Origin of the sequence: Flavobacterium anhuiense (assembly GCF_001705175.1) — a bacterium.
Taxonomy (GTDB): Bacteria; Bacteroidota; Bacteroidia; order Flavobacteriales; family Flavobacteriaceae; genus Flavobacterium; species Flavobacterium anhuiense.
Genome location: NZ_CP016907.1, coordinates 2204166 through 2227078, shown reverse-complemented (window position 1 = coordinate 2227078; position 22913 = coordinate 2204166). Strand labels below are relative to the sequence as shown.

24 protein-coding genes and 1 tRNA gene are annotated in these 22913 nt (G+C 34.5%); 16 read left to right on the top strand and 9 right to left on the bottom strand.

Annotated features, from left to right (window positions below; all coding sequences use genetic code 11):
• The first annotated feature begins 11 nt into the window (after positions 1–11).
• The 8 genes from rsmI (at position 12) to BB050_RS09500 (ending at position 7647) form a co-directional block, all read left to right on the top strand.
• Positions 12–731, top strand: a complete 720-nt coding sequence (gene rsmI, locus BB050_RS09535; protein WP_066033409.1) for a 16S rRNA (cytidine(1402)-2'-O)-methyltransferase — start codon at positions 12–14, stop codon at positions 729–731.
• 117 nt (positions 732–848) lie between these two features.
• Complete coding sequence (locus BB050_RS09530; protein ID WP_008465164.1) at positions 849–1193, top strand: HopJ type III effector protein; 345 nt, start codon at positions 849–851, stop codon at positions 1191–1193.
• A gap of 309 nt (positions 1194–1502) precedes the next feature.
• A complete protein-coding gene (gene recJ, locus BB050_RS09525) occupies positions 1503–3206 on the top strand; it encodes a single-stranded-DNA-specific exonuclease RecJ (protein ID WP_066033408.1) in 1704 nt (567 codons plus the stop codon).
• Positions 3193–4476: an MFS transporter gene (locus tag BB050_RS09520; protein WP_066033407.1), complete on the top strand. Its 1284-nt coding sequence runs from the start codon at positions 3193–3195 to the stop codon at positions 4474–4476. Before recJ ends, BB050_RS09520 begins: the two co-directional genes overlap by 14 nt.
• Positions 4477–5391, top strand: a complete 915-nt coding sequence (locus BB050_RS09515; RefSeq protein ID WP_066033406.1) for an alpha/beta fold hydrolase — start codon at positions 4477–4479, stop codon at positions 5389–5391.
• Between the two features lie 152 nt (positions 5392–5543).
• On the top strand, positions 5544–5900 hold the full coding sequence (locus BB050_RS09510) for a hypothetical protein (protein ID WP_066033405.1): 357 nt from the start codon (positions 5544–5546) through the stop codon (positions 5898–5900).
• Between the two features lie 98 nt (positions 5901–5998).
• Complete coding sequence (locus BB050_RS09505; RefSeq protein ID WP_008465169.1) at positions 5999–6355, top strand: hypothetical protein; 357 nt, start codon at positions 5999–6001, stop codon at positions 6353–6355.
• A gap of 83 nt (positions 6356–6438) precedes the next feature.
• Positions 6439–7647, top strand: coding sequence for a cytochrome c3 family protein (locus tag BB050_RS09500; protein WP_066033404.1), 1209 nt, complete (start codon positions 6439–6441; stop codon positions 7645–7647).
• On the opposite strand, the gene BB050_RS09495 is transcribed toward BB050_RS09500, so the two are convergent.
• The 4 genes from BB050_RS09495 to BB050_RS09485 form a co-directional block, all read right to left on the bottom strand.
• Entirely contained in the window at positions 7648–8391 is a 744-nt protein-coding gene (locus BB050_RS09495; protein ID WP_066033403.1) for a UDP-2,3-diacylglucosamine diphosphatase, read from the bottom strand.
• Positions 8392–8487: 96 nt separating this feature from the next.
• A complete protein-coding gene (locus BB050_RS09490; RefSeq protein WP_008465176.1) occupies positions 8488–8940 on the bottom strand; it encodes a 6-pyruvoyl trahydropterin synthase family protein in 453 nt (150 codons plus the stop codon).
• A 33-nt stretch (positions 8941–8973) separates the two neighbouring features.
• Positions 8974–9150: a hypothetical protein gene (locus BB050_RS21855; RefSeq protein ID WP_008465178.1), complete on the bottom strand. Its 177-nt coding sequence runs from the start codon at positions 9148–9150 to the stop codon at positions 8974–8976.
• 89 nt (positions 9151–9239) lie between these two features.
• Positions 9240–10004: an enoyl-CoA hydratase/isomerase family protein gene (locus BB050_RS09485; RefSeq protein ID WP_066033402.1), complete on the bottom strand. Its 765-nt coding sequence runs from the start codon at positions 10002–10004 to the stop codon at positions 9240–9242.
• 508 nt (positions 10005–10512) lie between these two features.
• On the opposite strand from BB050_RS09485, the gene BB050_RS09455 reads away from it, so the two are divergent.
• Positions 10513–10586 (top strand) — tRNA-Ala (locus BB050_RS09455).
• Positions 10587–10693: 107 nt separating this feature from the next.
• Here the strand turns inward: BB050_RS09455 and BB050_RS21850 are convergent.
• Positions 10694–10870, bottom strand: a complete 177-nt coding sequence (locus BB050_RS21850; protein ID WP_008465182.1) for a hypothetical protein — start codon at positions 10868–10870, stop codon at positions 10694–10696.
• A 199-nt stretch (positions 10871–11069) separates the two neighbouring features.
• Here BB050_RS21850 and BB050_RS09450 point away from each other — a divergent pair, with 199 nt between their 5' ends.
• The 5 genes from BB050_RS09450 to tnpA all read left to right on the top strand — a co-directional run bounded on the left by BB050_RS09450 (position 11070) and on the right by tnpA (position 13723).
• Complete coding sequence (locus BB050_RS09450) at positions 11070–11513, top strand: hypothetical protein (RefSeq protein WP_008465184.1); 444 nt, start codon at positions 11070–11072, stop codon at positions 11511–11513.
• Positions 11510–12100 (top strand): hypothetical protein, encoded by a 591-nt coding sequence (locus tag BB050_RS09445; protein ID WP_206352872.1) that lies wholly within the window; start codon positions 11510–11512, stop codon positions 12098–12100. The genes BB050_RS09450 and BB050_RS09445 overlap by 4 nt, the downstream gene beginning before the upstream one ends.
• Positions 12101–12127: 27 nt before the next feature.
• Positions 12128–12559: a YybH family protein gene (locus BB050_RS09440; RefSeq protein ID WP_083219822.1), complete on the top strand. Its 432-nt coding sequence runs from the start codon at positions 12128–12130 to the stop codon at positions 12557–12559.
• Positions 12560–12675: 116 nt separating this feature from the next.
• A complete protein-coding gene (locus BB050_RS09435; protein WP_066033400.1) occupies positions 12676–13059 on the top strand; it encodes a helix-turn-helix domain-containing protein in 384 nt (127 codons plus the stop codon).
• A gap of 211 nt (positions 13060–13270) precedes the next feature.
• The gene (tnpA, locus tag BB050_RS09430) at positions 13271–13723 is read left to right on the top strand and encodes an IS200/IS605 family transposase (RefSeq protein WP_066033399.1); all 453 of its coding nucleotides are present in this window, start codon (positions 13271–13273) and stop codon (positions 13721–13723) included.
• A gap of 208 nt (positions 13724–13931) precedes the next feature.
• Here tnpA and BB050_RS09425 read toward each other — a convergent pair whose 3' ends face one another.
• Genes BB050_RS09425 through BB050_RS09415 form a run of 3 tightly spaced genes read right to left on the bottom strand, consistent with a single transcriptional unit; the run spans position 13932 to position 16781 of the window.
• Positions 13932–14903, bottom strand: coding sequence for a lipid A deacylase LpxR family protein (locus tag BB050_RS09425; protein ID WP_066035129.1), 972 nt, complete (start codon positions 14901–14903; stop codon positions 13932–13934).
• Positions 14878–15669 carry a monofunctional biosynthetic peptidoglycan transglycosylase gene (mtgA, locus tag BB050_RS09420; protein ID WP_066033398.1) on the bottom strand — a complete coding sequence of 264 codons (792 nt, stop codon included), beginning with the start codon at positions 15667–15669 and terminating at the stop codon, positions 14878–14880. Before mtgA ends, BB050_RS09425 begins: the two co-directional genes overlap by 26 nt.
• Positions 15669–16781 carry an NAD(P)/FAD-dependent oxidoreductase gene (locus BB050_RS09415; RefSeq protein ID WP_066033397.1) on the bottom strand — a complete coding sequence of 371 codons (1113 nt, stop codon included), beginning with the start codon at positions 16779–16781 and terminating at the stop codon, positions 15669–15671. The genes mtgA and BB050_RS09415 overlap by 1 nt, the downstream gene beginning before the upstream one ends.
• Before the next feature lie 203 nt (positions 16782–16984).
• Here BB050_RS09415 and BB050_RS09410 point away from each other — a divergent pair, with 203 nt between their 5' ends.
• Both BB050_RS09410 and BB050_RS09405 read left to right on the top strand, forming a co-directional pair.
• A complete protein-coding gene (locus BB050_RS09410) occupies positions 16985–18886 on the top strand; it encodes a S9 family peptidase (RefSeq protein WP_066033396.1) in 1902 nt (633 codons plus the stop codon).
• A 183-nt stretch (positions 18887–19069) separates the two neighbouring features.
• Positions 19070–21508 (top strand): hybrid sensor histidine kinase/response regulator, encoded by a 2439-nt coding sequence (locus tag BB050_RS09405; protein WP_066033395.1) that lies wholly within the window; start codon positions 19070–19072, stop codon positions 21506–21508.
• A 23-nt stretch (positions 21509–21531) separates the two neighbouring features.
• Here the strand turns inward: BB050_RS09405 and BB050_RS09400 are convergent, their stop codons facing one another.
• A complete protein-coding gene (locus BB050_RS09400; RefSeq protein ID WP_066033394.1) occupies positions 21532–22887 on the bottom strand; it encodes a sigma-54-dependent transcriptional regulator in 1356 nt (451 codons plus the stop codon).
• Positions 22888–22913: the final 26 nt, after the last annotated feature.

The following is a 22913-nucleotide window of genomic DNA, read 5'->3' as shown; positions in this document are numbered from 1 at the left end:
AATAAACAATTATGTCAAAATTATATATCGTTCCAACGCCAATTGGCAATCTTGAAGACATGACTTTCAGAGCCATTCGGGTTTTGAAAGAAGTCGATTTGATTTTGGCGGAAGATACTCGTACAAGCGGAAAACTATTAAAGCATTTTGAAATTGGCACGCACATGCACAGCCATCATATGCACAATGAGCATAAAACGACCGAAAATTTAATTGCAAGATTAAAAGCAGGCGAAACTATCGCTTTAATTTCGGATGCTGGAACTCCAGCCATTTCAGATCCGGGGTTTCTATTGACTCGCGCTTGCGTCGAAAATAAAATTGAAGTCGAATGTCTTCCAGGAGCAACTGCTTTTGTTCCCGCATTGGTAAACAGCGGGCTACCAAATGATAAATTTGTTTTTGAAGGTTTTCTGCCCGATAAAAAAGGGCGTCAGACTCGTTTTTTGGCTTTAGCCGAAGAAACCCGAACCATGATTTTATACGTTTCTCCACATAAACTCGTTAAAACTCTTAGCGAATTTGTTCAGTATTTTGGAGAAGAAAGACAAGTCTGCGTTTCAAGAGAATTATCAAAATTACATGAAGAAAATGTACGCGGAACAGCAAAAGAAGTTTTAGCACATTTTGAAAAAACAGCTCCGCGTGGCGAAATTGTCGTGGTTGTTGCCGGAAAAACAATTGAAAAAGAAGCCAAAAAGAGTAAATATTCAAAAGACGAAGAAGAATAAAATTATTGTTGGTTCAAATTCCATTTGTTACATCAAGCAGAGTCTAGATGAACATTTGGTTCTCGACTCCGCTCGAACTGACAATAGGAATCAAAAAATATAATTAAAGAATAAATCATGAGCATTCAAGCCTTTTTAGAAAAAGTAAAACAAACTCCAACACAAATCACATTTCCTGAGACTATTGCAGTAATTGAAGAAAATTACAACTTTACTCCAACTGCTTTTCAAAATGGAACACAGCATAATGCAGCGGGCGAAAATTCAGGTTCTTGCAAATTGTTTTCTTTCGCAAAACTGCAAAACTTAAGCAAAGAAGAAACTTTAGCTTGCTTCGGAGCTTTTTATTTTGAAGAAGTTTTAGGCGATCCAAATGGAACAAATCACCAAAACATTAGAAATTTCATCAACTTAGGCTGGGACGGCATTCAGTTTGAAGGAAATGCTTTAGAAGCGAAGTAACATATTTTAGAGTTCAGATTGTAGATTTTAGATTTTTCAAAAACCACCAATCTAACATTCTCAAAACTTTGTCTAAGTTGCCGAAATAACCCGCCGCAGATGAAGCGATAAAAAAGTAAACCATAAATTAGACAAATTCCCACAAATTGAATTAGCGGAAATTTGTGTAATTTGTGGTTAAAAATCCTTTCAAATCTTTTATCCCGATGTTATCGGGAGTGGCAAAAAAAATTACCAATCAGATTAAACGATTTCAGAAATCTACCATCTAAAATCAATAATCTAAAATTTAAAATTTAAAATCAACCCATGCGTTGGACTTTAAAACCAAAACCATCTGAAGAAAAAATTAAACATTTAGCGCAAGCTTTAAATGTAGAAGATTTTGTAGCATCACTGCTAATTCAGCGTGGAATTGAAACGTTTGAAGATGCGAAAAACTTCTTTCGTCCATCTTTAGATCACCTTCACGATCCGTATTTAATGAAAGATATGGACAAAGCCGTTGCACGAATCGAACAAGCCATTCAAAATGAAGAAAACATTTTAGTTTTCGGCGATTATGATGTTGACGGAACAACAGCGGTTTCTTTGGTTTCTTCCTATTTGAAATCACATTATCCAAATATTGCTACTTATATTCCGGATCGGTATGACGAAGGTTATGGAATTTCATATAAAGGAATTGATTACGCAGACGATAACGGAATTTCCCTAATTATCGCTCTTGACTGTGGCATCAAATCCATTGATCATATCGCTTACGCGAAAGCGAAAAACATTGACTTTATTGTTTGTGATCACCACCGCCCTGGAGAAATCCTTCCTGATGCAGTTGCAGTTTTAGATCCAAAAAGAGAAGATTGCTCCTACCCTTACGATGAGTTGTGCGGTTGCGGAGTTGGTTTTAAACTAATTCAGGCTTTAGGTCAGAATCGAAATGAAACGATTGAAGATTTAGTTCCTTATTTAGATTTAGTGGCCACAGCAATTGCAGCCGATATTGTTCCGATAACGGGAGAAAATCGTGTATTGGCTTACTTTGGTTTGAAAGTCATTAATAGCGAACCAAGACCTGGAATTAAAGCTTTAACCCATCAAGTAAAAAAGAAAGTTCTGGATATTACTGATGTTGTTTTTATTATTTCACCAAGAATTAATGCAGCAGGAAGAATCAAACACGGAAACCATGCAGTTGAATTGTTAACTGAATTTAATTTTGAGCAAGCTCAGCAATTCGCTTCGGAAATTGAACAATACAACGCGGACCGAAAAGATTTAGATAAAAAAATTACCAAAGAGGCTTTTCAACAGATTATAGAAAACAAGGAAGAAGAACGCTTTTCTACGGTTGTTTTTCAGGAAGATTGGCACAAAGGCGTAATCGGAATTGTGGCTTCAAGATTGATTGAAACTTATTATCGTCCGACTTTGGTTTTTACAAAAAGTGGTGATAAATATGCCGCTTCTGCCCGATCTGTAAAAGGTTTTGATGTTTATAATGCACTAGATGCCTGTTCAGAACATTTGGAGCAATTTGGAGGACACATGTACGCCGCTGGAATGACCTTGAAAGCCGAAAATTATCAGCTTTTTAAAGAAGCTTTTGAGAAATGCGTGCGAGAAACTATCCATCCTGAAATGAGAACTCCAGAAATTGAAATTGATGCTGAAATTGATTTTTCAGATATCACCCCAAAACTCATTCGAATTTTAAAACAATTTGAACCATTTGGTCCGCAAAACATGACGCCGGTTTTTATGACCAGAAATATAAAAGATACTGGTTACGCGAAAACTTTAGGCGCAGAAGAAGAGCATTTAAGACTTTTCGTTAAACAAAATAATTCCGACGGAATTGCCGCAATTGGCTTTGGACTCGGAAAAAAATTAAATATAGCACAAAATCAAAATCCGTTTCAGCTGGCGTATACCATTGCCGAAAATGAATGGAACGGTACAATTTCAACTCAGCTTATGCTGAAAGACATTAGAACAGATGGAAGAGATTAAATCCAACAAGCCAGATCCGTATCAGGCGCTTCGTTATAAAGAATTCAACGTATTTTTATTATTGCGTTTTGCAATGGTTTTTGCCTGGTCAATGCAGTTTATTGTAATCGAATGGGAAGTTTACAGTTTAACTAAAAACCCACTTTCGTTAGGAATTATTGGCTTAATGGAAGTTATACCTGCCGTTGGGATGGCATTATTCGCAGGACATATTGTTGACCAAAAAGAAAAGAAAGGATTATTGGTAAAATGCATTTTAGGATTCTCGATAATCAGTTTCGGGCTATTTCTACTGACTTGGCCAAAAGTAGTTGTGGGTTGGTCTTCAAATGTAATTTTGTATTCTATTTACGCTTTAGTATTTTTTGGCGGATTGGTTCGTGCTTTTATGGGGCCAACTATTTTCTCGCTTTTATCCTTAATTATTCCTAAAAAAGTATATCCAAATGCTGCAACTTGGAGCAGTTCGGTTTGGCAGATTGGAGCTGTGATGGGGCCCGCATTGGCGGGATTTTCGATCAACTGGATTGGTGTTCACTGGTCAATGTGTATTGTTTTCGGATTCTCGATTCTTTCCTTAATCGCCTTATCGCAAATCAGTGCAAAACCAATTATAAATCCGAAGATTGGAGAATCAATCAAAGACAGTCTAACTGAAGGTTTAACTTTTGTCTTCAAAAATAAAATTGTTCTTGGCGCATTATCTCTTGATATGATTGCCGTGCTTTTTGGGGGCGCGGTAGCGTTATTGCCTGTATTTGCACAAGATATTTTAAAAGTAGGTTCCGAAGGTTTTGGTATCTTAAGAGCTGCGCCTGCTGTTGGAGCTTTTATAACCATGATTGTTTCGGCCTATATTCCTTTATATAAAAATGCAGGTAAAAAACTTTTGGTTGCCATTTTTGTTTTTGGATTATCTATTATCTTATTTGGATTCTCAACTTCATTCTGGCTTTCTGTTTTCGCTTTATTTTTAAGCGGATTAGCCGATGGAATTTCAGTAGTAATTCGCCAGACTATTTTACAGCTTAAAACTCCAGATCATATGCGTGGACGCGTTGGTGCTGTAAATTCAATTTTTGTTGGATCATCTAACGAATTAGGTGCTTTTGAAAGTGGTGCAACCGCAAAACTAATGGGAACTGTTACGTCTGTAATTTTTGGAGGAAGTGTTACACTTTTGACTGTTTTAGGTTTTGGATTTGCATCTCCTACTTTTAGAAATTTAGATCTTCAAAAAGATATGGACGATCATCACAAATTGGAATAAATGAAATCATTATTCTTAACTTTTATTTTATCGATATCTTTTTTTTCAAACGGACAAAGTCTTTACATCAAAACCTACGGAAACGAGAAGAATAAAGCTGTAATTTTTATTCACGGAGGTCCAAGTGGAAACGCTACTTTATTTGAAGGAACAACAGCTCAAAATCTAGCTGATTTAGGTTTTTATGTTATTGCTTATGATCGTCGTGGCGAAGGAAGATCTACAGATCCTGATGCAAAATTTACTTTTGAAGAAGCTTTTCAGGATATAAATTCGATTTATGCAACATATCATTTAAAGAAAGCAATCATATTGGGTCATAGCTTTGGTGGTTTGGTTGCAACACTTTATACCAACAAATATCCTCAAAATGTAACCGCTTTGGTTTTAGCAGGAGCTTTGTTTTCTCAACAGGAAACTTACGATCATATTTTAAATACATTAAAGAAAAAGTACCATAACGATTCTGAACAATTGAAGAAAATTGATATCGTAGAAAATCTAAATAAAAATTCTGCCGAATACAGAAAAGGATGCTACGAACTTGCTGGAGAAAATGGCTTTTTTAAAATGCCAAATCCAACGGCAGAATCTAAAAAACTATATGCCGATTACGAAGCTGGGGAATTTTTCAAAACCAATATTAGAAATAAAAACGCGCCTTTAGTTTTTTATCAAAATGAAAAGCAAAACAATATCGACAGCAGACCTTTTTTAAAAAAAATTAAAGCGGCTGGAGTTCCAATCTATGGAATTTACGGAAAAGATGATGGCATTTTTTCATCGGCACAAATCAATTCTCTAAAGGCTATAACTGAAAAAAATAACTTTGCTTTCCTTGATAATTGCTCCCATTATTTATTTGTTGACCAACAGACAGCTTTTCTTTCCAAGCTAAAATATTGGTTGAAATAATAATTGAATTTCCTAAAAAAGCGAATTCACAAAACCTTACATAAACAGCTAAAAATCAAAACACTAATACTATTTTTTAGCTTTTTTTTATGCTTTTCTTAGTCAAGTATTAGTACAAAGAGTCCGTATCTTTGTGGCCTAAAAAAATTGCCATGAAAGATATCGAACAGATATACCGAAACGATTTTGGAATTTCATTTTATTGGAAAGAAGGCAACGAAATTATATCAGATAAAATCCAGTTGCTTTTTAAACAAATGGGATTTTATTTTTCAGTTCAAGAATTAAATGAATTTCACGATTTAATTGAAGACTGCGTCACAGACCACAATGACTATGATACGCGTGGTGTAAAACGCGCCTTCGATAAATTTTTATTGAAAACTCCCTATGTTGCTATAGATTTAGAAATATCACCAAAGGAATTAGATTCTATAAAAGACTTGGTCGACGGTTCTTTATTTCGACTTAATCTCAACGAATATATTTACGGGTCTGGCAGAAACTAAAACAAACTGATCAGAGTTTTTTTTCAAACTTTTATGATTTTTTTTATTTAGAATTAATATAAATAATATTTATATTTGTTCGAATAAAAGGATTTACGATGAGAGAAATTGAACAAATATATCATAACAACTTTGGCATAGCTTTTTACTGGAAAGATCACAACACTACGATTTCAGACAAAGTGCAATTGGTTTTTAAGGAAACTGGTTTTTATTTTACAGTTCAGGAATTGAATCATTTTTGTGATTTGATTGAAGATAGCATGATTGAAAACGCTTGTTGCGAAGCATGCGAAATGAAATACTCTTGCCATAAGTTTTTATTGAAAACTCCATGCAATTCTATTGATCTGGCTGTAAATATGACCGAATTAAAATCGATAAAAGATTTGGTCGAAGGTTCTTTATTCAGAATTGAACTCGATGAATATGTTTATGGAGTCGGCATGAATTAAGAAGCATTCTAAATATTTTAACAGCATTCTTTCATTATTGAAATATATTTTGATTCAATTCAAAAAAAAGTATATTTACAGGAATGAAAAAAGCTGCATTTCTACTTACCTTATCACTTCTGGCAATTCTCTTTGTCGGATGCAATAGCAAATCAGAAGAATATATTGATCCGCGCGGAACTGATTATGCAGGTTCTGAAAGCTGTGTGCAATGCCACAAAGTGCAATCTGAAATGGCTTTTCGAAGTTCACATTTTAAAGCGACCGCTCCAGCAATTTTAGAAAATGTTTCTGGCGATTTTGATTCTAAAAATCATACTTTCATTTACGATAAAGAGACCAAATTGGTCATGGAAAAACATGGTGACAGCTTGTATCAGGTTGTCTATAAAAACGGCAAAGAAACAGCTAAATATAAATTTGAAATTGTTTTTGGAACCAAACATGCTCAGACTTCTGTTTATTGGAAAAACAACAATACTTACGAACTTCCCGTTTCTTTTTATCACTCCATAAATAATTGGGCAACAAGTCCAGGTTTTCCTGCCGATAAGCCATACTTTGACCGTATGGTGGTAAAAGATTGCTATTCTTGCCACGCCTCAAATGCCAGCAGCCGAAGCGTGAATCAAAATTCTGAACAAAGGAATATGATGTCTATGGACGTTGAAGATATTATTAGAAAGGAAACAATAGTTTACGGAATTGATTGTGAACGTTGCCACGGCCCTGCCAAAAAACATGTTGACTTTCATTTAAAAAATCCAAACGTAAAAGTTGCCAATAGCATTACGAGTTTCAAAACCTTAAACAGACAGCAAAAATTGGATGCTTGCGCTTTATGTCACGCAGGAAATGATGGCATGAAATTGAAATCTCGTTTTGAATTTAAACCTGGTAATAATTTATCCGAATTCTTTCGTGAGACTAAAAGCATCACTGATACCGCAAATTTTGATGTTCACGGCAATCAATATCGATTGATGGCGCAAAGCAAATGTTTTATGAAAAGTGATAAAATGGATTGCATTACTTGCCATAATCCGCATGAAAATGCTTCTAAAAATATAGCTTCGTATTCAAAAATCTGTATGAGCTGCCATCAAGGTTTGAAGCATAAAGAAACTACTTTAAAAACAATGCCTGAGAAGTTATTAGCGAGCAATTGTGTAGAATGCCATATGCCTAAAAAAGCATCTGGAGCAATTAAATTTCAGCTTTCAAACAGCAAACAGCTTTCTGAATATATTCTGCGAACGCATAAAATTGGCATTTATCCGAATGCGAAGTAATTATTTTTCGAATTTTTTAAGCTCGAATTTTTCTCCATCAAAAACACCGTAAGTAAAATATCCAATCCAATCTCCAAGATTCACATATTCGGAGTTTTCTCCAACTGGAATAATCATAGGTAAATGGCGGTGTCCGAAAATAAAGTAATTGTAATATTTGGTTTCTAGCTTGCGTTTCGCATATAAAACCAGCCATTCGTTTTCTTCTCCTAGAAACTTCACATCTTCGTCACCAGAAATCAATTTGTTTTTGACCGATAAATATTGAGCCAAACTCACGCCAACATCTGGATGCAACCAACGGAAAAGCCATTTTGAAAACGGATTGGTAAATACCTTTTTCATTCTTTTGTAACCTTTATCGCCCGGACCTTTTCCGTCGCCATGGCCAATTAAAAAGGTTTTTCCGTTAAAAGTAAATTCTTTATTATCGTGATAAACCGGAATATTTAATTCGGTTTCAAAATAATCATTCATCCACAAATCATGATTTCCAACAAAAAAATAAATCGGAATTCCGCTGTCGCGAATTTCTGCCAGCTTACCTAAAATTCGAACAAAACCTTTCGGAACAACCGTTTTATACTCAAACCAAAAATCAAATAAATCTCCCAATAAAAAAATTGCTTCTGCGTCTTCCTTAACCTCATCAAGCCAAGCCACGAATTTTTTTTCGCGAGGCAAACTCATTTCTGGAGTTGGCGCACCAAAATGCTGATCTGAAGCAAAATATATTTTTTTCATTTAGATTGTTAGATTGTTAGACTTCTTAGAATTTTAGACTTTTGCCACTTTGAGCGAAGTCAAAAAGTTAGAATTTAGAATTTCTTTTTTGGAATTTTAAAGATTATCAGAAGCGTACCATTCTGCGAAAGACGATTCTGTTTCTTGAAGTTTTAATGAAAAAAGAGAAATTCCGGCAGGCAGACGATTTTTAATTCTTTCAGCAAAATCAACCACCATATTTTCGCTTGTTGGCTGATAATCTACCAAAATAACATGATGCCCACGGTTTTTCAATTCATTTGCCAATTCGACATGCGGAGTTGTTTGGTTGAAAACAGTAGCATGATCAAATTGATCGACGATTTCTTCTTTTACAATTTTCTTTAGATCAGAAAAGTCAATCACCATTCCGAACTTTACATTCGATCGGTCTGTAATTGGAGAGCCAATAACCGTTACCGATAATTTATAACTGTGTCCGTGAACGTTCTTGCATTTTCCGTCGTAACCGTACAAAGCGTGACCGGTTTCGAAACTAAATTGTTTTGTAATTCTGATATTACTCATCGATTTTTAATTTTAAGCTTGCAAATTTACAAATTAATTGCCGTTTTTAGCTCTTTTTTTAGCACGAGTATACATCCACAAAGCAATTCCGCCCAAAACCAGAAACGGAATAAAAGATCCAATGACAACCCCAATTTGATAACCACTGTCTGGAGCGTCTTTAATTTTCTCTGCAATGTCAACTTTTTGCATTAGCGAAATAATAGTCATGTTCAATAATTTATGTAGTGAAAATTTGATTTTAAAACTTTTTCAAAGCTATGCTCCTATTTTTCTAAAATCAATGACTTATATCATACCTATTTTTTAAACTGAAGCAAAGCATTTTTAGTGAAATCTGACAAAACCAATTTACCCGTAATGGCAACACGTTCAAACAAAAGAGATTCCCATTGTTCTGTTCCTTCCCAAATAATCTTTTTCATTTCGTAAAGCGCTTCGGGATTATAAGAACTTAATCTTTTAGCAAAATTTTCGACATCTTTATCTAAATTTTCGGAGTCACTTATATTCGAATAAAGACCTTTCTGGAAAGCCCAATCTGCCGATTTCCATTCGTGAGCTGCCAGAGTCATTTGTGTCATTGCCGTTTTTCCTATTTTCCTAGAAACGGCTGGTTCAATAACGAATGGCCCTATTCCAATTGCTAATTCAGACAGTTTTATATCGCTTTGCGGAGTTGCAAAAACATAGTCGCAAGCCGAAATAATTCCGACACCTCCGCCAACAGCTTTTCCTTGTACTCGGCCGATTATAATTTTATTGCAATTTCGCATGGCATTCAGCAAATGTGCAAAACCCGAAAAGAATTCTACGCCTTGTTCTTCATTTTCGACTTTTAAAAGTTCATCAAAAGAAGCTCCTGAACAAAAAGCTTTGTTTCCTTCGCTTTTTAAAATAATAACCGAAACATCTTCATTTCGACTTAAACTATTTATCTCGGCAGTCAAAGCATCTAATAAAGTTCGCGGAAAAGAATTACTGGCTGGATGACCAAATTGAACTATTGCAATCGTATTTTGAAAAGAAGTTTCTAAACTTCCGTTTGTATTTTCTAGACTCATAAAAATTACATTTAAAGGTAAAGTTACGCTTTTGAAAATAATTCATCCGAAACTTCTAGAAATTTGTTTTTTGAGAATTAATTGACTTTATTTGTTAAGACTTTTGGGGATTAGCTCATTTGGCTAGAGCGTCCCGATGAAAATCGGGAAGGCGACAGTTCGAATCTATACTCCGAAATAATCAGGGGGATTAGCTCATTTGGCTAGAGCGTCCCGATGAAAAATCGGGAAGGCGACAGTTCGAATCTATACTCCGAAATAATCAGGGGGATTAGCTCATTTGGCTAGAGCGTCCCGATGAAAAATCGGGAAGGCGACTGTTCGAATCTATGCTCTAAAATAATCAGGGGGATTAGCTCATTTGGCTAGAGCGTCCCGATGAAAAATCGGGAAGGCGACTGTTCGAATCTATGCTCTAAAATAATCAGGGGGATTAGCTCATTTGGCTAGAGCGTCCCGATGAAAAATCGGGAAGGCGACTGTTCGAATCTATACTCTAAAATAATCAGGGGGATTAGCTCATTTGGCTAGAGCGCTACGCTGGCAGCGTAGAGGCGACCGGTTCGAATCCGGTATTCTCCACAAATTTAAACCCGACAGGTTTTAAAACCTGTCGGGTTTAGTATAAATATTTTTTTCGAAGAAGGCTCGAAATACAAACTGTGTATTTAGATTTTTAAAATTTCTATCTATTTCTCATTTGCAGCATCATCTGCATCCACTCTCTTTTTCTCAGCTTTTTTAAAATCGTTGTTTAGCAACTTTTCCAATTTCTTTTTCTCTCGCTGATTTTTTCTGATTGTTAGCACAACAAGAATAATTACCAATATTGCTACAATCGCTATTATATTCCAATTGATATCCATAATTTGAAATTTTAATTAAAGGTAAATAATCAAAATTATCTTTCATGTTATCAAACAGTTAAGCATTTCATTTTTTAATAAAACTTATTTTGATGCAATTATACTATTTGAAAGATATTTCTTCAAAAACCGTTTTCTATTTTTGTGTGAAACAAAATTCCGAACAGGATATTTTTTATAGCTTATCAAACATTTCAAAATGAATCAGAACTTAAAAAACAAAATATTTTCACTCTTAAAGAAACTTATTCTTATTGCAGTTTTTCTTTTCGTTTTTACTTTCGCAGAAATCTACTGGGCAATGGGAAGCTTTTCTGAAAGAATGTCAAGTGGTTGTTTAGATTGTTCTTTTTTTGATGATGCTTATTTAATGTCCGTATTCACAACCGTTTTTCTAACCATTGTTTTTTTGCTGTTTACACTCATAAAAAACAAATATTTACAAATCGGACTTGAATTAGTTTTCTTAATTTCGATTTGGTTTCTCTGGAATTATGGCATTTTCGTTGATCGTGAATCTTCGTGGAGCACATATCTTCTGAATGAAGAAATTATGTACACACTTTCATTTTCCTTCTTCCCTATTCTAGTTTTATCAACTGTTATGCTTTTTGCTTTACATTATATTTTAGGAAAATTATGAGTAAGAGTAAAAAAATGATATTGCGAGTTTATTTCATTATCTGTGCGATTTTTGTGCTAGATTGTCTTTTATATTATTTTAAAGAAATCAGTCTGCGCGGTTATTATAGTGATGTAGTATTATCATGGGTTTGGCTAATAAGCAGTTTTGTAATTATCATTGTTTTTTGGAAAAAACTCATTTCAAAACTTTTTTTAGCAACAATACTGGTAACATTTGCATTGAGCATTATAGCCATGATGCTTCCGTTTTATGCTTTACTGCTATCGAGCACATCTTTAGGTTTGTATCAAAATAAAGATCTCAACGAAAATTACAGAGCGCAAATTGTTGGCTACGGCGTGATGGTCCAACCGTGGTTGGAAGTAATTGAGAAAAAGGGATTATTTGAAAAAAGAATTATCAAATGCATCGATTCTGAGATTATGAATGATAATTTGAATATCAAAATTAGAACAGCAAAAGATATTCTATTTAAAAATGAAACCGATAGCACGCTGACTTTGACCCTCTTTTATGGTGGACCAAACAAAACCATTACTTTCGATAAAAAGACAGGAAATATTGCCGCAATAAAAAGCAATTAAATTTAGAATTAACTTAAAACTATCGATATGCGTCACTTAAAACTATTATTTTTTGCTTCTTTACTAATGCTTTCTTTTAAAGGCATTTGTCAAGATAAAATTTCACAACAAGTACTCGACCGTCTAAAAGCTCAGCAAGCTTGTTGGAACAATGGTGATCTTGAAGGTTACCTTGATTTTTATGCTCCTGTAGATTCGGTTCGTATGATTTACACTGCTGGTGTGGTTTACGGAAAAAACAATATTGCCGATTTCTACAAAAAATATTGGCCAAAAGAAAGAATGGGAAAATTGACTATGACCGATTTTGTTGTGGAACCACTTTCGAAAAAAGATGCTTTTGTAAGCGCAAAATTTAGCGTCGAAGCTCCAAATGGCAAAAATAGTTCTGGTAACTTTTCGGGAATTATGCGAAAGATAAATGGCGTTTGGTATTTGTATGTTGACCATTCAGGATAATTCCTAGACCATAAACTATTATTTTATTCTTATTAACCTTAACGTATTTTACAGAAAGGAATCTGTTTTTTACTCGAAAACAATTTTGTAAATGTTTTTTAAATACCTTTGATATTATGAGCACATCAACAAAATCAAATCATATAGGGCGAAAAATAAGCCGTATTCGTGAACTTCGCGATATGAAGCAAGAAGCTTTGGCGCAAGCTTTAGGAACAAACCAACAAACTATTTCTGCCATAGAAAATAGTGAAACCATCGATGAAGCAAAACTTGCCGAAATAGCAAAAGCGCTTGGTGTAACTCCAGAAGCTATAAAAAGTTTTTCGGAAGAAAATGTGTTTAATTACTTTAATACTTTTCATGATAGCCAAGGAAACTTCAATAGCAATCATTGTACTTTTAATCCTCTTGATAAAGTAGTTGAACTTTATGAGCGTTTGGTTCAAGCAGAAAAAGAGAAAGTTGAATATTTGGAAAAATTGTTGAAGGAGAAATAAGTCTTTCAATTTATTATAACGAAAAAGCCATTTCTGAAAAAACAGAAGTGGCTTTTTTTCTGAATTATATTGTGACTTATTATGTCATAAATAAAACTTTTGGAGTCCAAATTCTGTATTTGCGTATACAATATTTGCATTTCAAATCATCAGCATTTGACACAAATCTTTCTGCTTAAAATTCATCAATGCAATTATAAAAGAGAAAAATATGCCACAATCGTTATACAAAGTATATGTGCATCTAGTGTTTAGCACAAAAAAGCGTAATCCGTTTATTGACGACAATTTAAAAGAGAAATTATGGGCTTATCTTGGAGGAATTTGCAAAGGTTTAGAATGCAATCCCATTCAAGTAGGAGGATATAATGACCATGTTCATATTCTATGTCTGTTATCTAAAAAGATTACACAAATGAAATTGGTTGAAGAAGTAAAAAAACGATCATCAAAATGGGTAAAAACGGTAGATCCGCGTTACTCTAACTTTTATTGGCAGGATGGTTATGGCATTTTTTCTGTTAATCCTTCACAATTAGATATCGTTATAAAGTACATTAAAAACCAAGAAGAACATCATAGAAAAAAGACATTCAAAAAAGAACTTCTAGCCTTTCTAAACAAATATAAGGTTGAATATGACGAACGCTATCTTTGGGATTAGGCTTTCGCCCTTTCAGGGCTGGATTAACTGTATTAATTTGCATTCGTATTCATATTCATATTCATATTCATAACGCGTTGCGTTATGCTAGTGGTTGCGCTCTTTCAGAGCTATCTTTATTATAGGCTGAAAGCCTATCAGCATCAAGATAGTGCTAACGCACTATGAGCACTATGAACTAGAGGCACTACAGAATATATAGCTTAGCCTATCTTAACAAAAACCCCATCCTTATCGACCCATAAAAATATCCCGAATTCGTATCAATTCCAGGATCATTCAATTCTCTTCCGCGATAGAGGAAAGAATAAGATATGTTGAAGTTGTTGTGTCGGTATTTCAAACCAGCTTCGGCGTTGAAGCGAAGCGGTTCCAAATCGAAAGTGATTGGACTTGTATCATTAAACATACTGCCTTCAATCGTCGCATCATAAAACTGATAATTGACACTTGGCGCTGCGTAGAAATAAAACTCTCTAATATTTAGCTGTTCATTTGCACTTACCGAAGCATTATGCATATTAGAATCGTAAATTGGAAGGAGTTTTTTAAATCCAAATCTCGCCATAAATCCTGTAGAAACTCCTGAGAAAATAGTTCCCAGATTGCCTTCTGATTGCCAATGAAGATCGACAAAATCGTTATGTTTTGAAGGAAACATTTTTTTTGAATAAATAACATGCGCCTGCAAACCTAAAGCATTATGAATCTGGTTTTCCCAACCATATACTTTTTTGTAGCCGATCAATTTATGAAAACCCTCTTGCAATTCCTCTCCAAATGCATTTGGCCCAAGAAAGCCAATTTGAAAATCGGTCTTTAAAACTGATTCGCTCTGATAAAAAAAGCTTTTTCCAGCTTCTGCAAAAAGATAACCCGCAAAAGGACGATCGTTTATCGTAACGGCCTCTTTGTTTAGAAAACGTGGATTATAAAGATATTGCCCAATTCTAAATTCGGTAATTTCTTTATTGATTTTCTCACTGTTGTTTTTAGATAAAAATCGATAAAAGAGTTCCAAGCCATTGGTATAATACATATCGTATTTAGACGATGTGTACAAATCGTTGTCAGATATAAAACCTATTTCTGTTGTTTTTCCTTGCCCAAAAGTTAACGTTACAGTCAAAATCAGAAAAGCAAAAAGCGCTTTTTTACTTTTTCTTTTCTTCTTTTCCATTGTAATTGATTTTTCCAACATAACGCATCTCTCGCACAATTCTTTCCTTTCTTCTATTAATGTAGCTTGAAGAACCTGTAGCTTTAAATTTTCTTGGGTTTGGCAATATCGCCGCAATTCCAGCTGCTTGCATTGGAGTCAGACTCGAAGCGTCTCTTCGGTACCAATGTTCTGTAGCTGCATAAGCGCCATAAACACCATCACCCATTTCGATACTGTTCAAATACACTTCCATAATGCGTTCTTTACCCCAGATCAATTCTATTAGAATCGTAAAATAAGCTTCGAGACCTTTACGGAAATAACTTTTCCCTTGCCATAAAAAGACATTTTTGGCCGTCTGTTGCGAAATGGTGCTTCCGCCTCTAATTCGGCGTCCGCGTTCGTTACTTTTATACGCTTTTTGAAGTGCTTTAAAATCAAAACCATTGTGGGTTAAAAAAGTTCCGTCTTCACTTGCAATTACAGCTTTTTGCAAATTCATTGATATTTTATCAATCGGTTCCCAATCGTGGTCAAAATAAACTTCTTTACCAGCCATTTTATTTTCGATGGCACGAATGAGCATTAATGGCGTAAATGGCACTGGAACGTATTTAAAAAATATAACCGACCCAATTGATAATCCAAAAAACCATAAAGCCGCTTTAATAAAAAACCATTTTACTTTTTCGCCAAAAGAACGATTCGATTTTTTGGAAGACGTTTTAGGTTTTTGTTTGCTTGCTGTTGTTTTTTTTGGTACTGGTTTTTTGGTTGCTGCCATTATATTAAATCTGCTAATTCTGTTCCTATTAAACTTCCTATTGCCACTCCCATTCCGCCTAGACGCACTCCGCAGAACACATTTTCAGAAAGCTGGGTCAAGACAGGATTCTTACTATTTCCGACTCCCATAATACCGCTCCAACGATGCGAAATCTGAAAATCCTGATTTGGTAAAATTACATTTTTCAGCAAATCTTCCAATTTATTTTGAATAATTTTCGTCTGTCCAAATTCGGCAGTTGTTTCTCCCTCAAAATCAAGGTTTCTTCCTCCGCCTAATAAAATTCGATCGCCAATATTTCTAAAATAATAATAACCGCGGTCTAAATGAAACGTACCTTTGATGTCTAAATTGTGAATTGGTTCTGTAATAAGCACTTGCGCTCTGGCTGGCTTTACTGCTCCGTTTGTCAAAGAGCTTGCAAAACCATTGGTTGCAAAAAGCAGTTTTTGTGTTTTAAAGCTAAAATCATTTAAAACCACTTCGACATGATTTCCTGCATCAAGATAGGAAGTAACTGTCTGCTGATTTAGAATTAAAATAGTTGAAGAAACAGCTTGCCTTAGCAATTCCTGCATCATATTTCCAGTATCAATCTGCGCTTCAAACGGATTAAAAATTAAATAATCCTGAATATTTTGAAATCCGAATCGGTCTACTTCTTTCGAAAAAACATCGGTCTTGAAAAGTGGTTTTAAAACTTCATTGATAAACGGAATTTTAGAAATGCATTCATTAAATCCAAATTCATCTTCTTTCAAAAACAATTCATATCCGCCATGAGGTTTAAAATCAATGGCCTGATCACCTAATCTTTTTCGAAGCAGCTGAAGTCCTTTCCAACGTTTTTCAATAAGTGCCACAACATCTTCTTCTGAATGCGTTTTTAAGTCATCCATAATTTCAGAAAGACTTCCGAAACAGGCAAAACCGGCATTTTTTGTACTGGCGCCTTGTGGCAACATTCCGCGTTCGAGAACCAGAATTTTAGCAGCAGGAAATCTTTCGCGCAAGCGTAATGCAGTATGAAGACCTACAATTCCGCTACCCACAATTGTGTAATCTACATTCGTGAACCAATTTTTAAGTTCCCAATAGCTTAGTTCCATTTTCAGAGTTTTTTATAAAAATACTGATTTTTTGATAGCTACAAATTCACGAATTATTTTTTGATAATCTTTGAGAATAAAAATTCGTGAATTCGTGGCGAAAAAATTTATCTCAGAATTTTAACAATAATTGGGATTTGGAATTTAACAACTTGGAATTTAAATGTTGTATTTTTAGCGCACAAAAAATAGAATAATTAATTATGAAAAAAGTAGTATTAACAACCTTAATAATGATGAGTTTAAATGCTATCGGACAGAATGTAATGTCACCAGAATTGTTATGGAAATTAGGGAGAGTGACGCCTCTTGGCATTTCTAAAGATGCAAAAAATGTCGTTTTTAAAGTTTCAACGCCTTCTGTGGCCGATAACAAATCGACTTCTAAAATCTACACGATCCCTGTAAACGGAGGAACTGCAACTGAGATTAAAGACACTAAAGAAATTTTAGCTGATAAAAATATTTCGCCTGACGGAAAATTTGTCGTTTACAATGAAGAAGTAAAACTTGAAAGTGTTTTAGGTAAAGATTTTTATCCAAGTCTAACAAAATCTGATGCTCAAATTTATGATGGTTTAGATTATCGTCACTGGGATACTTGGAACGAAGGAAAGTTTAATCACGTTTTTTATAAAGAAAACAAAGACGGAGCAAAAGGAACCGACATCATGAAAGGTGAAACTTTCGATTCTCCACAAAAACCTTTTGGCGGTGACGAAGATTATATCTGGTCGCCAGACAGCAAAAGCATTTTCTATGTTTGCAAGAAAAAAGCGGGAACTGCTTATGCTATTTCTACCAACACAGACATTTATGAGTACAATTTAGAAACTCAAAAAACAATTAATAAAACCGAAGGTAATTTAGGTTATGATACTGCACCGCAATTTTCTCCAACAGGAAATTTATCTTGGCTGCAAATGAAACGTGACGGTTACGAGTCTGATAAAAACGATATTATTGTTGAATTTAAAGGCATCAAAACTAACTTGACAGCAAACTGGGACGGAACTGTAGATAATTTTATCTGGAGTAAAGACGGGAAAACAGTATTTTTTGTGGCGCCAATTGATGGTACAAAACAACTTTTCTCAGTTAATTTTCCTGGTTTGACTAAAATCGCAATCAATGTTCGCCAATTGACAAACGGAGATTTTGATGTGAATGATTTAATTGGTTTCTCTGGAGATGATATTATTGTTACTAGAACAGACATGAATCACGCTGGAGAAATATATTCTTTCAATTTGAAAAAAAATACTTGGAAACAATTATCAAACATCAATACAGAAACGTATAAAACTTTAGCTTTAAGCAAAACCGAAAGACGTTATGTTACTACAACCGACGGCAAAAAAATGCTGGTTTGGGTAATCTTACCTCCAAATTTTGATGCTACTAAAAAATATCCAACTTTATTATTCTGTCAAGGAGGACCACAAAGTCCATTGACACAATCGTATTCTTTCCGTTGGAATTTCTCTTTAATGGCTGCAAAAGGCTATGTAGTAGTTGCTCCAAACCGTCGCGGAATGCCAGGACATGGTGTTGAGTGGAATGAACAAATCAGTAAAGATTGGGGCGGACAAGTTATGGACGATTACCTTTCTGCCATTGATGACGTGGCAAAAGAAAGCTATGTTGACAAAAGCCGTTTGGGTTGCGTTGGAGCTAGTTACGGAGGATATTCTGTATTTTATTTAGCTGGAATCCACAAAAACCGTTTCAAAACTTTCATCGCTCACGATGGTGTTTTCAATACCGTTTCAATGTTAGGAACAACTGAGGAAGTTTTCTTTAATAACTGGGATTTTGGAGGACCATATTGGGAAAAAGATAACGCTGTAGCACAAAAAGCGTATACTACTTTCAACCCTGCAACTTTGGTTCAGAATTGGAATAAGCCAATTTTAATTTTCCAAGGAGGTAAAGATTTCCGTGTTCCAATCGGGCAAGGACAAGAAGCTTTTCAAGCAGCTCAATTAAGAGGAATTAAAAGCCGATTTGTGTATTTCCCAGATGAAAACCACTGGGTTTTAAAACCGCAAAATGCTCAAGTTTGGCAAGGTGAATTCTTCAAATGGTTGGATGAGACTTTATAATTAGCAAAAAACATAATTTGGCAGCCGTAGATTTACATAATCTACGGCTGTTTCTGTTTTTAGACATTAGAATTATGTAAGATATTGACCAATTTACTATTCCGTAAACAGATTTTTTTAGATAAATTGCAATGTTTTTAATCCCCGAAAATCGGACCGAATCCCAAATCTTTCAAGCAAAATATGGAGACCAAAAGAAGTTACACCGCAATCAAAGTTTTATTCAGCTATGTTGCATTATTGGCTTTGGTTGTTACAGTTGGGTGGTTTCTGTATTCTGAAAATGTGGTTTATAACAAGCTTGAAGATAAGATCGCTTTAGAAAAAACCAAAATCCTTAGAGTCAGCCGACTTTATTCGAATGTCTATAAAACTGAGAGCTTAGCCAGACAGACAATTCAGAATAATTCTGAAAAAGATTTTAAAAATTATCTGATCGAAACCGATTCGCTTCGCAAACGTATCGATACTTTAAAACAGATTGTTACGACAGAATACCAGAAAACACTTTTGGATAGTGTCACTTATTTCTTGGCAGAAAAGACAGAAAACATCAAGCAATTAAGAGAAATCAAGAATAAAGCAGACGATGAAACTTCTGTAAATAATGCGATTGATGAAATCACGAAAATGGAGTTTAATCTTAGAAAACTCGAACTTCAGGATTTCACTAAAAACCCTAATCAATTAGGAAGTTACCAGCGAAGTGTTCTGCAGCGTTATGTCGATTATTTAAATTCGAACATTCCTGATGACAGCACTAACACGCTGAGCAAAAAAGCTTCAGATTCTATTTTGGCCAATTCTAAAAAGCTTTTGAGTTCTGTAAAAATAAAAGCCGAAAAAAAGAAAGAATCTTTGAATTTTGAAGAAAACAAATTGCTTCAAAATGAAATCGCCATTTCAGATCAGCTAAGAAAAATACTTCGAATTATTGAGCGAGAGATTATCATCAATTCGATAAAGAACAATTCATTAAAAGAAAAATCATTAAAAAGAGTCAACGAAATTGTTACGGCTTCTGCTGTTATTGGTTTGTTGCTGACGGTCTTTTTCTCAATTTTGATTGTCAGCGATTATTCGAAATCTCAGTTGTACAAAAAACAGCTTGAAATCGCGAATTTTAAAACCAAAAATCTGTTGAAAAGCCGCGAGCAATTAATTTCAACTGTAAGCCACGATCTAAAAACTCCTTTGAGTACCATTGTCGGTTATTCTGAACTTTTAGGCAATTCAGATGTCAATACCAAGCAATCCTATTTCATTAAAAACATTAAAAATTCGTCTGAATATATAACTCAGCTTGTTCAGGATTTATTGGATTTTTCGCAGATTGAAGCAGGAAAAATTTCTATAGAAAAAGTTCCATTTTCATTACCCGAAATTATTGAAGATGTTGCTAGAAACATTCAGACGGTTTACAAACAGAAAGACATCGATCTGATCATCAACGTAGACGAGCAGTTTCAGAAACGCATTGTTGGCGATCCTTTTCGCTTAAAACAGATTCTGACCAACATTATTGGAAATGCTTATAAATTTACCGAAGAAGGTCATATTCGAATTGCCGCTTACGCGAATGACGATCAGTCTTTTACAATTTCGATTCAAGATACTGGAATTGGAATTGAAAAAGCGAATCAGAAATTGGTTTTTGAAGAATTTGCGCAAGCTAATGAGAACATTGAAAAGAAATATGGCGGAACCGGTTTAGGATTATCAATTTGCCAGAAGATCATTTCTATTTTGGGCGGAAGCTTAAGTTTAGAAAGTATTTTTGGAAAAGGAAGCACATTTACTATTCAGTTGCCATTATTATTTGATAGCAGCCAGGGGAATATTATTTTAAACGAAACCAAAAGCAAACTTTCAAAAAAAATCAAAAAACAAACTTTTATTGTTGTAGATGACGATATAAATCTCTTGAATTTGACCAGCGGTGTTTTAAAACAGGAACAGCATCAGGTTTTATCGTTTACTAATCCTGCTAAAGCTCTAGAAGCGCTTCGAAATACGCATTTTGATTTTGTCATTACTGATATTCAAATGCCAGAAATCGACGGATTTTTGTTTTTAGAGAAACTTCGCGAGCTTCCCGAAACTGTATTTAAAAATCAGCCTGTCATTGCACTTACAGGACGTACAGATTTGGATCTTTCGGTATATAAAAATGCTGGTTTTACTACGGTTATAAAGAAACCTTATTCGCCAAAAATTTTATTGGAAACGATTCAGCATATTTTGGATCATGAAGAAATTCCTGTGAATGAATATATTGAGAGCACAACTAATGCTTCTCAAATCTATTCTCTCGAAACTTTGAAAGATTTTTTGGGACAAGACGAATTGGCGTTAAAAGAAGTTTTAAAATCTTTTATTGACACGACAGTAGAAAATTTAGGCTTTTTGAAAATCGCGGTTCAAGAAAAAAATTATGATGAAATAAAATCTATCGCGCACCGTATTGCTCCGATGTTCAAACAAATTCAGGCGAATGAAATTGGTGAACTTTTAAAAGATCTCGAAAAAGAAGATTTAGATACGATTGATATAAAAGCGACTTACTCAGATTTAAATGAGAAAATAAAAGTTCTTTTTGAAGAATTAAAACACGAGATTTAAAAAACTCTTTTTAAAGTAATTTTTTACTCAATATTGTACTGTTTCAATTTATTGTAAAGTGTCTTTCTGGTAATTTTAAGCAATTTTGCCGCTTCCGATTTATTATTTTGTGTTTTTGATAACGCATGAATAATAGTTTCTTTTTCGTTTTCAGATAATGAAAAAACCTCATTTGATGAAGGTTGTTTTTGAATCTGAAAAAACTCTGCCGGAAGCACATCGCTTTCTATAAAATCTCCACGGGTTAAAAGAGTGGCACGTTTTACGCAATTTTGCAATTCTCGTAAATTTCCTGGCCAGTTGTAATTTTGAAAAATAGAAACTACTTCTGGAGAAAATCCGATAACATCTTTATCTAACTGCTGATTAGCTTTTTCAAGGAAATAATCGGCAAAAACCATTAAATCTTCTCCACGGTCTTTTAAAGATGGTGACTGAATAGAAAATTCATTGATTCTATGGTATAAATCTTCTCTGAAATCGCCGTTTTTTACTGCTTCACGCAAATCTTCATTGGTCGCCGTAATAATGCGTATATCGACGTTTATTTCTTTATTGCTGCCAACGGGTTTAATTTTTCTTTCTTGAAGTGCTCTCAACAATTGAATTTGATTCTCGTACGAAAGATTTCCAATTTCGTCCAAGAACAAAGTTCCGCCATTAGCCGCTTCAAAATATCCTTTTTTATCATTGATTGCTCCGGTAAAAGAACCTTTCAAGTGACCGAAAAATTCGCTCGCTGCCAATTCTTTCGGAATTGCTCCGCAATCTACTGCAATAAAATTATTGTCTTTCCGTCTGCTCTGCTGATGAATGCTTTTTGCTATGATTTCCTTTCCTGTTCCACTTTCACCAATAATCAAAACAGACATATCGGTTGGACTAACCAATTGAATATGATCCAGAAGTTTTTTTGAAGCAACAGAAATTCCTCTAACAAATTCATTTTCTGTTGAAACTGGCTTTTTAGATGCTTTTTTCTTTTTCTCTGTAATTTCAGATTGTTCTTCTTCAGCTTTTGGAGCTTGCAATGCATTGGTAATAACCAAAAGAACTTCATCTGGATTAAACGGCTTAGAAATATAATCTGCCGCTCCATTTTTAATGGCTTTAACTGCAGTGTTTACATCAGAATAACCTGTCATCAAAATAACCGGAATATGAGGATGCGAATTTTTAAATTCAGACATCAATCCAATACCATCAGAATCAGGCAAGCGAAGGTCTGTCAAAATCAAATCAAAGGATTCATTTTTAACTGCTTCACGTGCTTCTGAGGCAGAGAACGCTATCGTTACATCGTACGCTTTTTTGATTAGAAATTTTTCTAATAATTTACAAAACGCAATATCATCTTCTATTATTAATATCTTCGGCATCTGCTTTTAGGGACTTTTTGCTAAAA

Bases quoted from the DNA above. Each gene is read 5' to 3' on its own strand.
- rsmI (WP_066033409.1), top strand. From the start codon at position 12: ATGTCAAAATTATATATCGTTCCAACGCCAATTGGCAATCTTGAAGAC.
- BB050_RS09530 (WP_008465164.1), top strand. From the start codon at position 849: ATGAGCATTCAAGCCTTTTTAGAAAAAGTAAAACAAACTCCAACACAA.
- recJ (WP_066033408.1), top strand. From the start codon at position 1,503: ATGCGTTGGACTTTAAAACCAAAACCATCTGAAGAAAAAATTAAACAT.
- BB050_RS09520 (WP_066033407.1), top strand. From the start codon at position 3,193: ATGGAAGAGATTAAATCCAACAAGCCAGATCCGTATCAGGCGCTTCGT.
- BB050_RS09515 (WP_066033406.1), top strand. From the start codon at position 4,477: ATGAAATCATTATTCTTAACTTTTATTTTATCGATATCTTTTTTTTCA.
- BB050_RS09510 (WP_066033405.1), top strand. From the start codon at position 5,544: ATGAAAGATATCGAACAGATATACCGAAACGATTTTGGAATTTCATTT.
- BB050_RS09505 (WP_008465169.1), top strand. From the start codon at position 5,999: ATGAGAGAAATTGAACAAATATATCATAACAACTTTGGCATAGCTTTT.
- BB050_RS09500 (WP_066033404.1), top strand. From the start codon at position 6,439: ATGAAAAAAGCTGCATTTCTACTTACCTTATCACTTCTGGCAATTCTC.
- BB050_RS09495 (WP_066033403.1), bottom strand. From the start codon at position 8,391: ATGAAAAAAATATATTTTGCTTCAGATCAGCATTTTGGTGCGCCAACT.
- BB050_RS09490 (WP_008465176.1), bottom strand. From the start codon at position 8,940: ATGAGTAATATCAGAATTACAAAACAATTTAGTTTCGAAACCGGTCAC.
- BB050_RS21855 (WP_008465178.1), bottom strand. From the start codon at position 9,150: ATGACTATTATTTCGCTAATGCAAAAAGTTGACATTGCAGAGAAAATT.
- BB050_RS09485 (WP_066033402.1), bottom strand. From the start codon at position 10,004: ATGAGTCTAGAAAATACAAACGGAAGTTTAGAAACTTCTTTTCAAAAT.
- BB050_RS21850 (WP_008465182.1), bottom strand. From the start codon at position 10,870: ATGGATATCAATTGGAATATAATAGCGATTGTAGCAATATTGGTAATT.
- BB050_RS09450 (WP_008465184.1), top strand. From the start codon at position 11,070: ATGAATCAGAACTTAAAAAACAAAATATTTTCACTCTTAAAGAAACTT.
- BB050_RS09445 (WP_206352872.1), top strand. From the start codon at position 11,510: ATGAGTAAGAGTAAAAAAATGATATTGCGAGTTTATTTCATTATCTGT.
- BB050_RS09440 (WP_083219822.1), top strand. From the start codon at position 12,128: ATGCGTCACTTAAAACTATTATTTTTTGCTTCTTTACTAATGCTTTCT.
- BB050_RS09435 (WP_066033400.1), top strand. From the start codon at position 12,676: ATGAGCACATCAACAAAATCAAATCATATAGGGCGAAAAATAAGCCGT.
- tnpA (WP_066033399.1), top strand. From the start codon at position 13,271: ATGCCACAATCGTTATACAAAGTATATGTGCATCTAGTGTTTAGCACA.
- BB050_RS09425 (WP_066035129.1), bottom strand. From the start codon at position 14,903: ATGGAAAAGAAGAAAAGAAAAAGTAAAAAAGCGCTTTTTGCTTTTCTG.
- mtgA (WP_066033398.1), bottom strand. From the start codon at position 15,669: ATGGCAGCAACCAAAAAACCAGTACCAAAAAAAACAACAGCAAGCAAA.
- BB050_RS09415 (WP_066033397.1), bottom strand. From the start codon at position 16,781: ATGGAACTAAGCTATTGGGAACTTAAAAATTGGTTCACGAATGTAGAT.
- BB050_RS09410 (WP_066033396.1), top strand. From the start codon at position 16,985: ATGAAAAAAGTAGTATTAACAACCTTAATAATGATGAGTTTAAATGCT.
- BB050_RS09405 (WP_066033395.1), top strand. From the start codon at position 19,070: ATGGAGACCAAAAGAAGTTACACCGCAATCAAAGTTTTATTCAGCTAT.
- BB050_RS09400 (WP_066033394.1), bottom strand. From the start codon at position 22,887: ATGCCGAAGATATTAATAATAGAAGATGATATTGCGTTTTGTAAATTA.